The sequence below is a fragment of the Oerskovia paurometabola genome (genome assembly GCF_016907365.1).
Classification (GTDB): Bacteria; Actinomycetota; Actinomycetes; order Actinomycetales; family Cellulomonadaceae; genus Oerskovia; species Oerskovia paurometabola.
In genome coordinates, this window is record NZ_JAFBBV010000001.1 from 2,697,158 (window position 1) to 2,713,015 (window position 15,858).

Sequence of the window (15,858 nt, forward strand, 5' to 3'; positions counted from 1 at the left end):
GGCCCCGAGGGTCACGAGACTGGCATCTCGGTCGAAACCGTTAGGAGACGCCATGTGGTGCCGTCATGCAGCAACTCAACCCGGTACGGATCGGACTGCGCTTCCTGACGATCAACCTCCACTCCCGACGGATCAAGGAGAACCGCGCTCGCGATCGCGACCTGGACGTCTAGGGGGTAGCCGCCAACCAGATCGTCAAGAGCGTAAGTCTTGATCACCTCGGCATCGACCGCGCCCCCGACATAGGTGTTTCCATCACGAGAGATCTCCTGCGCCTGGTCTCGCACCGCGGTGCAGAATCCGCAGAGTTCCGCCCAGGTCATGGCGTCCCACTCCGCTAAGTCGCCGGTAGCCATGACATACGGATACAGCTCCAGGAAGTACGTCGCCGCCGCCGCAGCCCCGACCTCGTCGGTTCGGTCCATGTCCGCCGGCCGCTCGGGCTTCACCGGCCCCGCCGGAGTCGGCTTCGGCGTCGGGTTCGGGGTGGGGCTCGGCTCTTCACTCACCACCGGTGCTGGCGACTCGATCACCGGATCAGTCGACGAACACCCCGCCACCAGGCTGGCGAGCACCGCGCCCATCAGCACCAACGCACCCCGACGCCGCCGTGCACCTGCAGCGGGAGCAGGATCGCTTCCCGGACCCGCCCAGCCCACGACCTGTGCGGCATGCCGTCTGCCGCGCCCGGCCAACCCCTGCGAACCCATCCCTGCCCCCTCGGTAGGTACCCGGCACAGGGCCACACCGCCCCTGCCTCCCCAGGAACCTAACGGGTCAAAGCACCCCACCGGAACCCCTCGTCCCAGGCTGTGGACAACCATCAATCTCTCGCCCACGCTGGTCCCGCCCCGCAACCTACAGCCCAACACCCAGCACCCAGCACCCAGCACGAGCCGAACATGCGGCTACCGTCACCCGAGCATGCGGTTGGCGTCCCAATCCGGCCCAATCTCAACGCCAACAGCATGTTCGACGCCGAGACCCCCGAAGAACACGACGCCAACCGCATGCTCGGCACCGACACACCACGCGGCCCCAGACCGGACACGTCCACAAGCACGATCACGATCACGATCACCGAGTGTGCAGTTCGGGTCGTCAACACCCCCATCCCTACCGCCCGAACTACACATTCGGCGCCTCGACGACGCGCAGCACCAGGCCCCTCGGAACGGGAAACCCCGACCACGACCTTTCGCCGCTTCGACCACGACCTTGAGGCCGCCAACCGCCCCACAACGACCTCAACCTCGTTCTCGGCGACCCGCACCGGCACCGACCCCGCCCCGGCACATCGGCCCGCCCCCAGCAGAACCCCCCGGAAACCACCGAGGCCCCGCCCCCGACGACGGGGACAGGGCCTCAGGCCGCAGCAGGACGGGTCAGGCGTCGAGCCGCACCAGGATGCGCGAGCACTCCTCGCAGCGCGCGACCTGCTCGGGCCCCTTGGCCTTGATCGCGGCGACGTCGGACGGGTTGAGCTCGAGGCGGCAGCCTTCGCAGCGGCGGCCGTTGAGCACGGCGGCGCCCAGACCTCCGAGCTGGTTGCGCAGGCGGTCGTAGAGGGTGACGAGCCCGGCGTCGATCCCGTCGACGGCCTTGGCGCGTGCGGCGGTGACGGTCGCGACCTCGGCGTCGACCTCGGCAAGCTGTGCGTCGCGCTCGTCCTCGACCTCGCGCTTGGCGGCGACGAGCTCGTCGTTGGCGGCGTCGAGCTTGGCGAGCGCCTCTTCGTGGGCCTCGAGGCGCTCCATGACGCCGAGCTCGATCTCCTCGAGAACTTCCTGGCGGCGGGACAGCGACTCGAGCTCACCGACGAGCGCCTGGGCGTCCTTGGCGCCGACCTGGCCGGAGTCGAGGCGGGTCTGGTCGCGCGCCGCGCGGTTGCGGACCTGCTCGACGTCGCCCTCGGCCTTGGTGAGCTCTCGCTTGAGGTCGCTCACGGCGGTGCGGGACGCGACGAGCGAGGTGCTGAGGTCGGAGATCTGCGCGTCGAGCTCCGCGATGCGGGCGATCGAGGGCAGGGAGGCGCGCTTGTGCGTGAGCTGCTGCAGGCGGGTGTCGAGTGCCTGGACCTCCAGCAGTCGTCGCTGGTCCTCGGGGGGTGCAGTGCTCACAGGATGCGTTCCTTTCGATGCAGTTGTGGGGCGCCGTGTCAGGCGCGGTGCGCGGAGCCGATCCGGGCGGTCCAGGGGTCGGTCCGGCGGACGCTCACGCGGGTATCCACCGTACCCGTATCTGCGAGCCGTTCGGTCAGGTCGGCGGCCGCGTAGCGCAGCCAGGGCCACTCGCTCGCGAAGTGCGCGACGTCGACGAGGAACGGCCCGCCCGCGGCGCCCCCCTCGAACTCGGCGCGCTCGCGCAGCTCGGACGCGGGGTGGTGGCGTAGGTCCGCGGTGACGTAGACGTCGGCGCCCGCGCTGCGGACGGCGTCGAACAGCGAGTCGCCCGAGCCGCCGACGACGGCCACGGTGCTCACGGTCGCGTCGAGGTCGCCCGCGACGCGCACTCCTTGCTCGGTCTCGGGCAGCGCGGCGGCGACACGCTCGGCGAAGGCGCGCAACGTCGTCGGCTCCTCGAGGCGGCCCACCCGTCCGATGCCGGTCTCCGCGAGGGCGGCGGCGCCGTCGGGTGCGGACGGGACGAGGGGCGTCCGGTCCACGAGGCCGATCGCGTCCGCGAGCGCGTCGGCGACCCCGCGCGGCGCGGCGTCGGCGTTGGTGTGCGCGACGTACAGCCCGGTCCCGGCCCGCACGAGGCGGTGCACGAGCGAACCCTTGAACGTCGTCGCGGCGATCGAGTGCACCGGCCGCAGGAAGAGCGGGTGGTGGGTCACGATCAGGTCGGCGCCCCACGCGATCGCCTCGTCGGCGACGGTCGCGACGGGGTCGACCGCGAAGAGGATCTTGCGCACGGGCTGGGCCGGGTCCCCGGTGACGAGCCCGACGGCGTCCCACCCCTCCGCGGTCGACGGCGGGTAGAGCGCCTCGAGGGTCCGGACGACGTCGGCGAGCGTGGGGTGTGCGGTCACGGGACCAGGCTATCCGCCGCGGGCCGGCGACGACGCGCGCCGAGCGACCCCCGCGACCTACCGTGGGGGCATGGGACAGCACTACGTGCGCGCCTCCCCGACCGGGCCGCTGGGGTCTGCGGTCGGCTCGATCCTGGGCTACGAGATCACGGACGAGGCCCCCTCGGTCCACCGTGGGCTGCCCTCGCCGTGGCTGACGTTCGTCATCAGCCTCGACGGTCCTGTACCCACCGCGACGGGTCCCGGTGACGCGCCGCTGCACCGGTACTCCTCGCTCGTCGGGGGGCTGCACCTGTCCCCCGCCTACATCCATCAGCCCGCGCACCAGGAGGGTGTCCAGCTCGCGCTCGACCCGCTCGCGAGCCGCGCGCTGCTGGGCGTGCCGCCTCGCGAGCTGGGCATGGTGACCGACGCCGACGACGTGCTCGGCCCTCTCTCGCGTGACCTGCGGGAGCGGGTCGGCGGGACGGCGTCGTGGGACGAGCGGCTCACGCTCGTCGGCGCGGCGTTGCGTCGCGTGGCCGCTGCCCGCAGCCCTGGCCTCGGACCGGTCCGGGTCGAGGTCGCCGAGGCGTGGCGCCACATCCTGCGCCGGGGCGGCCGGGTGTCCGTGCCCGACGTCGCCGCGCACGTCTGGCTCAGCCCTCGCCAGCTCACGTCGCTCTTCTCGGCCGAGCTCGGTCTGAGCCCCGGCGCGGCGTGCCGCCTGGTCCGGTTCGACGCGGCCAGGGACGAGGTGCGCGCGGGGTTCCTGTCGTCGTCGGGCCCGCACCTCGCGGACGTCGCGGCCCGCACCGGGTACGCCGACCACTCCCACCTGGTGCGTGACTTCCACGCGTTCGCGGGCCTGAGCCCGACGGCGTGGCTCGCCGAGGAGCGCGCAAACATCCAAGCCGGGGGCGGTGCACCGCGAGGAGGCTGAGGTCATGGACACCGACACGACACAGGCACCCCCGGCTCAGGTCTGGCCCACCCTCCAGGCGCACGACGCGTCCGGGCTGATCGACTTCCTCGTCGACGTGGTGGGCTTCCGACGCAACACGGTCATGACGGGCGACGGGGGCGTCGCGCACGCCCAGCTCGACTGGCCGCCGGGCGGCGGCATCATGCTGGGCTCGTTCAAGCCCGACGGCGAGTGGTCACGTCCGCCGGGAGCGTTCGGCGGGTACGTGGTCGCCGGGGAGCCCGGCAGCGGGACCGGGATCGAGGAGATCGCGGGCCGGGCGGAGCGCGCCGGCGCGGTGCTCGCTCCCCTGCGCGAGACCGACTACGGCAGCCGTGAGCTGGTGCTCGCGGACCCCGAGGGCAACCTCTGGTCGGTCGGGACGTACCGGGGCGAGCCGCGGGCCGCCTGAGCGAGAGCGCTACTTCGCCTGCGAGTAGTCGTCGACGATCGCGACCGTGAGCGGGAAGTCGACGGGGAAGTCTCCGAAGAGCAGCTTCCCGGCCTCTGCGCCCGCGGCCCGGATCTCGTCCGCGACGTGCTCGGCGAGCTCTGCGGGGGCGTGCACGATGATCTCGTCGTGCAGGAAGAAGACCATGTGCGGCTGCTCGGTGAAGGGCGCGGGGGCTCGTCCCGGCCGCGCCGCCCCGGGCATCGCGGCGAGGCGCCCGCGCAGGGAGGCCATCCAGCACAGCGCCCACTCGGCGGCCGTCCCCTGCACCACGAAGTTCCGGGTGAACCGGCCCCAGGCGCGGGTCTGGCTGCGGGCCCGGGACTGGGCGTCGCTCGACGCGGACTCGTCGTACGCGCTGCCCTGCGTCTCGTCCCAGCCCGACCCGGGTGGGGGCGAGCTCCGGCCGAGGCGCGTGGTGACGATCTCGCCGCGCTCGCCCGCCCGCGCAGCCTGCTCGACGAGGTCGAGAGCACGCGGGAACGCCTTCGCGAGCCGTGGGAGCATGCGCCCGCTCTCGCCCGTCGTCCCGCCGTACATGGCGCCGAGCATGCCGATCTTGGCCTGGGCGCGCGTCTCGACCGCACCCGTGTCGACGATGCCCTGGTACATGTCGCCACCGCGCCCGGCCTCGGCCATGACGAGATCGCCTGAGAGACCGGCGAGCACCCGGGGTTCGAGCTGTGCGGCGTCGGCGACGACGAGCTTCCACCCGGGGTCCGCGACCACGGCCGAGCGGACCTGGTGCGGGAGCTGCAGGGCTCCCCCGCCGTTGGCGGCCCATCGTCCGGTCACGACTCCTCCGACGACGTACTCGGGCCGGAAGCGGCCGTCCCGCACCCAGGTGTCGAGCCAGTTCCAGCCGTTGGCGGTCAGGAGGCGGCTGAGCTTCTTGTACTCGAGGAGCGGCGCGACGACGGGGTGGTCGACGCGTTCGAGGTCCCACTTGCGCGTCGACCTCACGCCGACGCCCGCGTACTCGAGGGCCTTGAGGAGCTCGGGGGCCGAGTCGGGGTTCAGGGCGGGCGCGTCGAGCGCCGCACGCACGTGCTCGGCCAGGGCCTCGAGCCGCGCGGGCCGCAGTCCGAGCGGCGGCCGCGCACCCAGGATGCCGGTGAGCATCGCGTCGTGCAGGTCCTCGCGCCACGGCAGTCCGGCGTGGCTCATCTCGGCGGCCACGAGCGCGCCCGCGGACTCGGCCGCGATCAGCAGGCGAAGCCGTCCCGGGCCCGACGACGTCGCGACGGCCTCGAGCTGTCGGCGCAGCTCCTCCACCGGGTCGGGTGGGGCGACGGCCCGCCGGTCACCGAGGTCGAAGAGGGCGTCCGGGCGTTCGATCCCCGGGACGGGGGCCGTGGGGACCGGCTGCATGTCGTCCCAGGCGTCCCGCGGGGCCCGCGCCAGGGGCGTGCTCGTCGTGAGGACCGACCGCCGCAGGACGGCCCGGGTCAGGCGCAGGTCGTGCGCGCGCTCGACGCAAAGGCCCGCTGCGAGGGCGGCCGGGTACCAGAGGTTGGTGTCGTCCCACACCCAGCGGGTCGTGGGCGTCGCGGCCGGGGGCGCGCCGGGGGTGGCCGTGTCCACCGCGGGGCTCGGGGGGTCGGGCTGCTCGAGGACGGCACCCGGCCAGGTCGTGCGGCGCGGGGCGGGGCGCTGCCGGCCGCCGCGGGGGTCGAGGTCCTCGACGTCGACGACGCCCGGGTCTGCGGACGACGTGCGGAGCGGGACCGAGTACACGACCCAGAGTCTGCCGCGAGGGTCTGACATCCGGGGTTTCCCGCTGCCCGCCTGCAGGGGCCACCGATACGCGCCGTCACGATCACAGATATTGTCGGCAATTCCTGAACGACGGAACCAGAAATCCGCCCGCCGAATGAGAGCATTCTCCTTTGCACCTCCGGAGCCGGTAGATGAAAGACATCCGGCCGCCGACCAGAAGTCGGCGACCGGACGCCTTTCCAGCCGGACGAGGCGTCAGTCCGCGTCGACCTCGAACAGGCTCCGACCGTTGAGCGGCTGCACCGGGCGGCTGTTCTCCGGGTGCACCGCGGTGAAGGCGGCGAGCTGGGACTTCGAGATCGTCCGAGGACGTTCGTAGACGTTCCAGAGCACCCCCTCGCTGCACGGCGGCGTGGTGAGCGACCCGTCGTAGCGGATCAGGTCCGACCACCCGGGCACCAGGTGCGCAGGGTTGATCTCGACAGGCCGGGGCGCGACCGACGAGGTCGCGGCCGCGGCCGCGGCCGACGGGATCGCGTCGAAGAATCCGGCGAGCGCCGCGTTCTCCCGGCCGAGCTCGAGCAGCACCCCGAGCACCGCGAGCCTGCCCTCGGCGCTCTGGTGCACCAGGTGGAGCTCCATCGCGGCCGGCTCGCCGTCGATCGTGTGCTCGCTCGGGGTGTGCAGGTGGAACTGCCGGAGCTCGAAGCGGGTGCCGTCGAGCGTGATGGCGTTGGAGCCGACCGTGGTCAGGTCGCCCTGGATGGTCTCCCCGGTGTCGCGGACCGTGAACGCGGCCCGCTCGTAGTCGAGCACGGGCGCCTTGACCTTGCGGCTCTCCGTGAGGGAGCGCAGCGGGATGTCTACCGGTGACTGCCTGCTCGTCGGCGTCGACGCGCACGTCGAGGCGATCTCGCCCCAGTGCTCAGGGCCGGCACCCCCTTCGTAGGACCATCCGCCGCCGGGTGGCGCGAGCTCGAGCGCGCCCGCCGGGATGCTCGCCGGGGCGAGCGCCGCAGTGCTCGTGGGTGCGCTCGCGGACGCCGCCCACGCGGACACGCCGCCGGTCAGGGCGAGCGCCGCGGCAGTCAAGGGAACGTAGAAAGCTGCGTACTTCGTCATACGGAACTCCGATCACAGGTATCGGTCGCACATGGCGGAAGAATCGACGGTGTGCCGAATCCTTCCGGCCGGATACGTCTTCCCCCGTCCGGCCCGCAGGACACTATGCGCACAATTCGCCGACCATTGAGCCACAAACAGAACATCGACACCTCGGACACATCATCTTCACATCGCCTGGGGCAACGAAGAATGCACTTCAGAGCACCGAAAACTCCGTGACGAAAATGACCAGAACTCTGCGAGGTGCGGATACGCCACGCCCACCCGTACACGTCGCGGCGCTGCGCTACGCGTCCGCGAGCGCCTCCGCCCGTCCGAGCACGAAGCGTGCCCGGAGGAGCGTCGCGGTCGTCGTGCTGGTCGTCAGCGCCTCGATCGTGCGTCCCACGGTCACCATCCCGAGGTCGTGGGCGAGCCGCGCACGGTCGTCGAGCACGCTCTGCTGGTGCGCGGTGAGCCTGCGGCGTCCGGTCGCGCCGAGGGAGTCCACGACGTCGCGTGCGGGCTCGCACACGCGGGTCACCGGACCGCGCGGCTGCGGTTCGGCCACGTGGACCGCCGCGCCGCGGTGCAGGGCGGCGATCCGCGCCCGCAGCCGGCGCAACGCCGTCCAGCTCACCGCACGGAACGCCGGGGACATCGACGGGGAGAAGAGCTCGACGCTCCCCTGTCCGGTCCGTAGGAACACTCCGACAGGCTCCTCCGACCCCTTCGAGGCGTCGCGCTCGACGAGGACCGCGACCACCTGCTTGCGCGACGCCACGACCGAGAGCAAGGCATCGATGCTGCGCTCGTGCTCGACGCCGACGCGCAGGACGTGCGTGACGCCGTCGGCGGACGTGACCGGCCAGGTGACGTCGCGGCGGACCTCGTCGACCCCGACAGCCCCGGTCTCGCGCACCATGACGAGGCGGACGCGGCGCCGAGCCCGGCCGAACCCGACCGTCCCGGCGGTCACCCCGTCCAGGTGCTGCGCGATCTCCCGCAGCTCGGCGACGTCGAAGCCCCCGCCGGGGACGAGGCTCGTGCGCGAGGTCGTGCTGATCGACCCGTCCGGCCGCGTCTCGGCGTCGGCGAGCTCGAACGGACCTGCGCACACCGCGGTGACCGACGCCTTCCAGAGCAGCGGCAGGTCGACGTCCCGGCGGAAGGTCGGGTCCGCGCCAGATGGCCGCGCGACCGTCGCGGTCCGCAACGTCCCGTGGCGTGCGTCCCAGGCCGTGAGCGTCAGGCCGCGGGCACCGCTGGGTGCCTGCCACCACCGCACGCCGAGCGGCACCAGGCGACCGGGGAGCTCGTCGCCGGGTTCAGCGTCGGCGGACCTGCGCACTGGTGCCCCCACCAGGTCGGGCAGGGCTCCAACGGGTGCGTCCCGCAACGCCGCCGCGAGCGCCCACGCCTCGGCGAGGGCGCCGAGCGCGTCGGACTCGCTCACGTCGTCGTCGCGCGTCGCGAGGCCGTCGACGAGTCCCGCCGCGACGAGCAGCAGCCGGTGGAGCAGCAGCAGGCCCACGAGCCGCGCGCGGGCAGCGGCGCCCCGCAGCCCGTCGGCCGCGTCGGCGCCGAGGTGGGACAGCCCGGCGTCGACCACGTGCCCGACGACGGCGCTCGCCTCCTCGATCCCCGCACGCTGGGCCGTGGTCAGCTCGCCCGAGCGTTCGGCCTCGATCTCACGGGGCCACGGCCACGACCTGCCCTCGCGGGCGAAGACCCGGACGACTGCCTCGAGCCGTGCTGCGGCCTGCTCGCCGGCCGAGCGTGCACCGGCGACGACCATGCCCGCGAACCCCGCGGGGGCCACGAAGACGACCTGGGTCGGGGTGCCGGTGCCGTCCGTCCACGTGATCGTGAGCCGTGCACCGTCGGCCGCGACCTCGCACGCGGCGGGCGCGCCCGGACCGTCCTGCCCGAGCCCGGCGAGCAGCGCGGCCGGGAGCCGTTCGACGACCCGTCGCAGCGCGGGCCTGCCCGCAGCCCGGCACACGGCGACGGGTTCGAGCGCGAGGAGGTCGGCCAGGGCGTCCGGGGCGGTCGCACGGTCGCACGCGCCTCGGTCCGCGGCGACGCCCTCGTCGAGCGTGGTCGGCGCCGGTTTGGCGGGCTCCCGCGGGCCGCCGGGCTCGCGTTCGCGGGCCCACAGGCACGCCGCGACCACGTGCTGGCACACGCCCGCCGTCGGGCACGAGCACGACGCCGCCACCGGACCCTTGGGCCCGAGCCGCACCACCGCGCTCCCGCACGCGACCACGACCTCGGCCGCGGACTCCGACGTGAGCGACACGTCGCCCGCCGCGAGGTCCTTGCGGGCGCGACGCAGCAGACCGGCGTTGGCGAGCGCGACGAGCGCGGCGTCGTCGTATCCCGCGAAGACCGCGAGCCAGTCCGGCGTCATACGAGCACCTCCCCGAGCCACTCGGCGAACCGGTCGGGCGTGAGGGCCGCGACGTGCATGCCGCACTCGGCGAGGCGGCGGGCCGTCCCGTGGTCGTAGACGGGCTCCGCGGCCTCGTCGAGCGCCGCCAGCCCCAGCATCCGGACACCGGACTCCGCGAGCCGCCGCACGCCCGCGAGGAGCTGGGTGACCGAGCCGCCCTCCTCGAAGTCGCTCACGAGCACCACGACCGTGCGGCTCGGGTTCGTGACCTGCTGCTCGGCGTAGCGCACCGCCTTGGCGATGTCGGTGCCACCGCCCAGCTGTGCCGTCAGCAGGACCGCGACCGGGTCGTGCGCGAGGTGCGAGAGGTCGACGACGTTCGTGTCGAAGACCGCGAGCCTGACGGTGATCCCCGGCAGCGCCGACATGATCCCGGCGCACACCGCGCTGTAGAGCAGCGAGGCCGCCATGGAGCCTGACTGGTCGACGAGCAGCACGACCTCCCAGGTGAGCGTGCGGCGCACCCTCGACACGAACCGCACGTCCTGCACGATCAGTCGCCCGGACTCCGGGTCGTAGCGCGAGAGGTTGGCCGCCAGGGTGCGCTTGCCGTCGAAGTTCTGGCTGACCTCGTGCACCGAGCGGCGTGACCTGTCCTTGCGGCCGGTGAGCGCGGTCGCGAACTGCGGGCGCAGCCGTCGCACGATGTCCTCCACGACGCGCGCGATGACCGTGCGGAGCCCGGCGGCGGCGCGCTCGTCGAGGCGTCCGCGCACCTGCAGGAGAGCGGTCGCGAGCTCCCGGCTGGGCTCGAGGGCCTCGGCCGCTTCCGGGTCGGCGAGCAGGTCCGTGAGCCGGTACCGGCTCACGGCGTCGACCTGCATGCGCTCGAACGTCTCGCGCGGGAAGAGCGTGCGAGCCTGGCCGAGCCAGTCGAGAGCCTTGAGCGCCGACGGGTCGAGGCTCCCGCCGCCGCCGCGCCCGCCCGGCCCCTTGCCCAGGCGGTGCCCGCGCTCGACGTACTCGCGGTCGTACAGGTACTGCAGCGCGCGCTCGACACCGGTGTCGGCCGGGTCCTGCGGGAGCTCCTGGGCGGCGTAGCGGCCCAGGACGAGCCGCCAGCGGCGCGCGGCCTCGAGCTCTTCGGCGGTCGCCCCTGGACGGGCGGTCGGGACGGTCACGGCAGGTTCTCCTGGTCGGACGGAGGGTTGGCAGGGGTGCGCTGCGACGTGCTGACGACCCACGCGCCGAGCCCGTCGCGCGCGAGCATCGCGGAGAGCTCGCGTTCGAGCGCGAGCCCGGCGTGGAGGTCCTGCTCGGTCGCGGCCAGGTGCACGTCGATCCGCTCGGCCCGGAAGCCCGTGCGTGTCGCGACCTGCTGCGCGAGCCGGTGCGTCTCGGCCGGCTTGAGCCACGTGAACGCACGGCGCAGGTCCGGCAGGACGGCCAGGAACGCGTCCCCGTCGAGGTCCCGCAGACCTGCGTGGACGGCGTCGAAGAGCTCGGGGGTGTGCAGCAGGAGGTCGGGGGCGACGCGCAGCAGCCCGCCCAGGAAGCGGACGGCGGCGACCGGGTCCGCGCCCGGGCTGAGCTGGGCACGCACCTCCGCGACCAGGACGTCGTCGTCGAGGGCGTCGTGGGTCGCGGCGAGCGCCACGAGGGCACCTCGGACGCCGGGCGCCGCGCTGCGGTCTCCGCGGAGCCGGTCGAGCTCGCGGAGCACGGGTTCCGCTCGGTCCGTCGCGGGTACGGCACCACTCGTGGGGCGCGCGGCCCTGCGGGGGTCCGCTCCGTCGTCGGGACCGGGTGCGCGTGCGGCGCGCCCCGCCTCCCGCAGGAGGTCGCGCAGGGCGACGAGCGTCCCGACGGCGGCAGGTTCCGCGTCCGCGTCGACCGCACCGAGGCCCGGGACGAGGTAGGCGACGGTGGCGAGGCCGTGGTCGAGCAGGTCCAGGAGGTCGTCCGCGTGGTCCTCCAGGCCCAGCTCGACGCGAGCGTCCCACAGGTCCACGAGGCGGTGCAGCCCGCCCACGACGGACTCGAGCGAGGGGTCGACGTCGAGCGTCGAGCGCAGGAGCGCGACCAGGCGGTCGAGGTGCTCCGACAGTCCCGCGACGACGGCCTGGGCCACGAGGCGGGCCACACCGAGCGCCGAGCGCCCCGTCGTCGCGAGCTCGTGCTCGAGGCGGTGGAGGCGGTGCACCGCGACGGCCTCGAGCGTCGCACCCTGGTGCGAGAGCTCGACCAACGACGCCTCGACGAGGGGCGTCCAGGCGTACTCCCACTCCTCGATCAGGAGCCCCAGGCCGCGCCCCGCGACGTGGTCGGGCCCCGAGACCTGGCGTGCGAACCCGCTGCCGACGAAGTCCATGAGCGCCAGGAAGGCCCGGCGCTCCCGGTGGCGCGGCGTGCGGCGCGCGTCGAGACGCGTGCGACGCGGCGTCGAGTCCGTCACCACGAGACGCAGGTCCTCGGCCCGCTCCCTCGCACGCTGCACGAGCGGCGGCGACGCGGTCCCGGGCGGCACCTCGCCGAGCGCGCGCCCACCGAACACCTCGGCGACCGCCTGCCCGAGCGGGCGTCCGATACCCACGTCGAGCCCCCCGTCGTCCTTGACGAAGCACGACGTGAGCGCGTCGAGGAGGTCCGTCCGCCCCGGCCACGGGCGCTCGCGCAGGTCCGCGAGCCGAGTCGCCTGCTCGGCCGCCGACGCGATCTCGGCCAGGCTCACCTGCGCCCCGCGCGCGGTCGCGGCCGCGGCGACGTCCACGAGCAGAGACGTGCCCAGCGCACTCGGCCCACCCGGCTCCCGGTGCGCGGCCCAGAGCCGCTCGTAGAAGCCGGGCGACGGCATGCCCGCCCCGTAGCCCCGCAGCCCGTCGAGCCGCTCGTGGTCGTAGCGGATGAGCCAGGCGTCGGCCGACGTCGGCGGGCCGTAGCCCCCGGCGGGACGGCGGCTCAGGACCGCCTCGCCCTCGGGAGCGCCCGTGAGCGCCTCGACGAGCGCGAGCGTGTGGAACGCGCCGGTCACCACGACCACGGGCCCCTCGACCCGGGCCCGGTGCTCGGCGACCCGGGCCGACATGAGGGCCTCGCGCGCGAGCGACCCGTCGGCGTCGAGCACCTCCTCCTCGTAGTCGAGGCGTGCGAGACCTGCCCACGCGAACACGTCGTCGAACAGCTCGCGCCAGTCCGCGAGCCGCTCGCTCGTGCGTGCCTCGAAGAGGTGGTCCCACACCTCGTCGTGGTCGCGGCACCCCAGCCGCTCGGCGACCGCGGCGATCGTCCGCGAGTGCGCGAGGTTGCGCTCGGACTGGAGCGTGCGGGCGAACGCGTCGTCGCCTGCTCCCTCCGTGCCGTCGTCGGGTGCGACTCCTCCGGCCACCTCGCCGGACCGGTCGCCGGTCGCGCGCGCGCCCCACGACCGGTCGACGAACGCGACCTCCGCGCCCAGCCGGGCCCCGGTGCGCAGAGCCACCCACTCGGGCGAGAACTCGGCGAGCGGGTAGAAGCCCGCGCCGCCGCCCTCGGTCCCCAGGCTCAGGACCGCGACGGGCGGACGTGTGCGCGGGTCGAGCAGCGCGGGCAGGAGCCGCCCGTACTCCTCGGGCCCCTCGACGAGCACGACGGCGGGCCGCACCTCCTCGACGAGCGCCCCGACCGCGAGCGCGCACGCCGGGCTGTGGTGGCGGACCGGCGCGAGGTAGATCCCGTCGACCCGCAGGCGTTGGACCGCGGCGGCGGCGGCCTGCATGCGCTCGGGCGCACGACCCCACGCGGCTCGCGCCGGCGCCTGCGCTACTGCCACAGGGACTCCGCCGCGGAGAGGAAGGACTTCCAGCGCGGGTCACGTCGCGCCCGTTCGCGCACCACGTTGTCGACGTAGTGCCGCAGCCGCCGGGCGTCCTCCTCGTCGCCCTTGGAGGCCACGCCCGCGAGCTGGCGCGCGACCTCGGCCGGGGTCACGGTGCCGTCGCCCAGGTAGCGGGCCTCGAGCGACGCGGCGACCGCGACGTTCACGGCCTCGGCCGTCGACATGACGGTCTCGGGACGCTTGACGGGCGCACCGTTGCTCGTGGCCCCGGTCCGCAGGTCCTGGAACGCCGTGACGAGCACGTCCAGGACGTCTCGCGCGAGCGGCGGGCGCTCGCCCGCCGGGCCCAGCTCGGCCGTGAGCTGGGCCTCGATGAGGTCGATCTCGAACTGGCGGTCCGTGAGGGGCTTGATCGTCTCGAAGTTGAACCGTCGCTTGAGCGCCGCCGACATCTCGTGGACTCCCCGGTCCTTGAGGTTCGCGGTCGCGAGCACGTTGAACCCGGGGCGGGCCGAGACCCGCGCCTCGCTGCCGAGCTCGGGGATCATGAGCTGCTTCTCGGAGAGGATCGAGACGAGGGTGTCCTGGATCTCGGGCGCGCAGCGCGTGATCTCCTCGAACCGGACGACCTTCCCGGCGCTCATGGCCTGCTGGACGGCCGACGGGACGAGCGAGCGCTCGCTGGGTCCCTCGGCGATGAGCAGCGCGTAGTTCCACGAGTAGCGGACGTGGTCCTCGGTCGTGCCCGCGGTGCCCTGGACCGTGAGGTTCGACGTCCCGCTCACGGCGGCCGCGAGCAGCTCGGACAGCATCGACTTCGCGGTACCGGGCTCCCCCACGAGCATGAGTCCCTGGCGGCCGAGCAAGGACACGACGGCTCGGTCCACGAGCGGGTCGTCACCGTAGAACTTCCGTCGCACCCCGAGCTCGGCGTCGCCCACGACGAAGGCGCGCACGGCCCGTGGACTGAGCCGCCACCCGGGCGGCAGCTCGGAGCCCTTGGCCCGGTCGGCCGCCTCGAGGACCGCGAGCTCGTCCGCGAAACGCACCTCGGCGGGCGGGCGGATCTCCTGGGCAGGGCCGCGGTCGAGGACCGCTGCCTCTTCGTGGGTGCTCGCCGAGGGGGTCGGGGTGGTCACCATGCGCTCTTCTTCTCCCAGGCGGCGTCGAAGCTGCCACCGGCAGCGACGGTCAGGTAGTCGCGGTAGGACTCCGCGACGAGGACGGGCGGCAGGTCCGCGAGGCGCGCCTCGGCGCTCTGCCCGTAGGCCCGGGTCGAGCGGCGGAACACGAGGTCGGTGATCGCCGCGGGGATGTTCTCCTCGGGCAGGAACGCGCCCGTGAACTCGATGACCGCGGTGATCCCGACGCTCGGGTACGCCTTCTCGTAGCCCGAGAACCAGCCGCCGTCCTCGGCCTGGCTGCGCGCGTAGCCGAGCTTCGTCGCCCGCCCGCGGACCGTGAAGCTGTCCGTGAGCCAGCCCTTGCGGTCGCTGATCGCGGTCGCGCTGCGGTCCGTCACGGGCACCGTCACCTGGAGCTGGTCGAACAGCGGCCTGATCTCGTAGTCGGCGAGGTGCTCGCGCCACCGACCGGCCTCTTCCGCGCCGAGCAGCACGCCGTGCGCGACCGAGACCGTCGCGCCCTGCGCGAGGGTCACGTCCTCGTCGTCGACGTCGATGAGCGCTCCGGCATCGCCCGGTCGGAACGCCCGCTGGTCCGGACCGGGGTTCTCGAGCCACACGAGCCCGGCCGCGAGCCGGGACATGACGGGGTGCCCGGCCACGAACTCGAGCCAGTCGGCGACGGGCCACTCGCGCCCCGTGCACATGGCCTCGTAGAGGCGCTGGGTCTGGAGCGCGACGACGGCCTTGAGCTCCTTGCGGCTCGTCGAGAGCTGCGACTTGGCGGCCTTGACCTGGTCGGGGTCGTCGTCCGCGCGCGGCGTGGGCAGGGCCTTGACGACCTTGCCCGCGTCGTTGGTGAGCTCGAGCGTGAACGTGGGCGTGATGCGCCCCGTGTACTCGCGTGACCCGAGGTCGAGGTGCAGGATGCCGTCGTCCTCGAAGCCCGCGGTCTGCACCGTACGGTCGGCGAGCTCCTCGGCGGACCAGCCCCGTCGTTCGGCCAGGTCCTCGGCGAGCTGCTGCGCGGCCGCCTGCACCGTGGCCTGGCGGTGACGCCGCGCCACGGACAGCAGGAGCTGGATCGACGCGGGATCGCCGTTGGCCGCGAGCGCCCGCACGAGGGCCTCGATCTGTGCACGGCGCGTGATGTGCGTCTTGAGGTACTGCTGCACGGCACGCGTCAGGTCGGCACCGGGCATGCCGACGGTCAGCGCGAGCAGCCCCTTGTCGGCGATGGCCGACCCGAGGTAGTTCGCCTGGTGCTCACGGAA

General features: G+C 73.7%; 12 protein-coding genes. 2 read left to right on the forward strand and 10 right to left on the reverse strand.

Annotated features, from left to right (window positions below; translation table 11 throughout):
* Positions 1-11 precede the first annotated feature (11 nt).
* The 3 genes from JOD48_RS19550 to JOD48_RS12160 all read right to left on the reverse strand — a co-directional run bounded on the left by JOD48_RS19550 (position 12) and on the right by JOD48_RS12160 (position 3,034).
* The gene (locus tag JOD48_RS19550; RefSeq protein WP_239527897.1) at positions 12-584 is read right to left on the reverse strand and encodes a DUF6318 family protein; all 573 of its coding nucleotides are present in this window, start codon (positions 582-584) and stop codon (positions 12-14) included.
* Between the two features lie 801 nt (positions 585-1,385).
* On the reverse strand, positions 1,386-2,120 hold the full coding sequence (locus tag JOD48_RS12155; protein WP_204809254.1) for a zinc ribbon domain-containing protein: 735 nt from the start codon (positions 2,118-2,120) through the stop codon (positions 1,386-1,388).
* A 38-nt stretch (positions 2,121-2,158) separates the two neighbouring features.
* A complete protein-coding gene (locus JOD48_RS12160; RefSeq protein ID WP_204809256.1) occupies positions 2,159-3,034 on the reverse strand; it encodes a Nif3-like dinuclear metal center hexameric protein in 876 nt (291 codons plus the stop codon).
* A 70-nt stretch (positions 3,035-3,104) separates the two neighbouring features.
* Between JOD48_RS12160 and JOD48_RS12165 the strand changes: the two genes are divergently transcribed.
* Complete coding sequence (locus JOD48_RS12165) at positions 3,105-3,956, forward strand: helix-turn-helix domain-containing protein (protein ID WP_204809259.1); 852 nt, start codon at positions 3,105-3,107, stop codon at positions 3,954-3,956.
* 4 nt (positions 3,957-3,960) lie between these two features.
* Entirely contained in the window at positions 3,961-4,389 is a 429-nt protein-coding gene (locus JOD48_RS12170; protein ID WP_204809261.1) for a VOC family protein, read from the forward strand.
* Positions 4,390-4,398: 9 nt separating this feature from the next.
* Here JOD48_RS12170 and JOD48_RS12175 read toward each other — a convergent pair whose 3' ends face one another.
* From JOD48_RS12175 to JOD48_RS12205, 7 genes are all read right to left on the reverse strand, one after another.
* A complete protein-coding gene (locus JOD48_RS12175; RefSeq protein WP_204809263.1) occupies positions 4,399-6,195 on the reverse strand; it encodes a bifunctional 3'-5' exonuclease/DNA polymerase in 1,797 nt (598 codons plus the stop codon).
* A 207-nt stretch (positions 6,196-6,402) separates the two neighbouring features.
* Positions 6,403-7,269 (reverse strand): carbonic anhydrase, encoded by an 867-nt coding sequence (locus tag JOD48_RS12180; RefSeq protein ID WP_204809264.1) that lies wholly within the window; start codon positions 7,267-7,269, stop codon positions 6,403-6,405.
* Between the two features lie 289 nt (positions 7,270-7,558).
* A complete protein-coding gene (locus tag JOD48_RS12185; RefSeq protein WP_204809265.1) occupies positions 7,559-9,664 on the reverse strand; it encodes an SWIM zinc finger domain-containing protein in 2,106 nt (701 codons plus the stop codon).
* Complete coding sequence (locus JOD48_RS12190) at positions 9,661-10,827, reverse strand: VWA domain-containing protein (RefSeq protein WP_307824125.1); 1,167 nt, start codon at positions 10,825-10,827, stop codon at positions 9,661-9,663. The genes JOD48_RS12185 and JOD48_RS12190 overlap by 4 nt, the downstream gene beginning before the upstream one ends.
* Positions 10,824-13,454 (reverse strand): DUF5682 family protein, encoded by a 2,631-nt coding sequence (locus JOD48_RS12195; RefSeq protein ID WP_204809267.1) that lies wholly within the window; start codon positions 13,452-13,454, stop codon positions 10,824-10,826. The genes JOD48_RS12190 and JOD48_RS12195 overlap by 4 nt, the downstream gene beginning before the upstream one ends.
* The gene (locus JOD48_RS12200) at positions 13,445-14,602 is read right to left on the reverse strand and encodes an ATP-binding protein (protein WP_191789020.1); all 1,158 of its coding nucleotides are present in this window, start codon (positions 14,600-14,602) and stop codon (positions 13,445-13,447) included. The genes JOD48_RS12195 and JOD48_RS12200 overlap by 10 nt, the downstream gene beginning before the upstream one ends.
* Complete coding sequence (locus JOD48_RS12205; RefSeq protein ID WP_307824301.1) at positions 14,596-15,786, reverse strand: DUF4132 domain-containing protein; 1,191 nt, start codon at positions 15,784-15,786, stop codon at positions 14,596-14,598. The genes JOD48_RS12200 and JOD48_RS12205 overlap by 7 nt, the downstream gene beginning before the upstream one ends.
* Between the last annotated feature and the right edge of the window lie 72 nt (positions 15,787-15,858).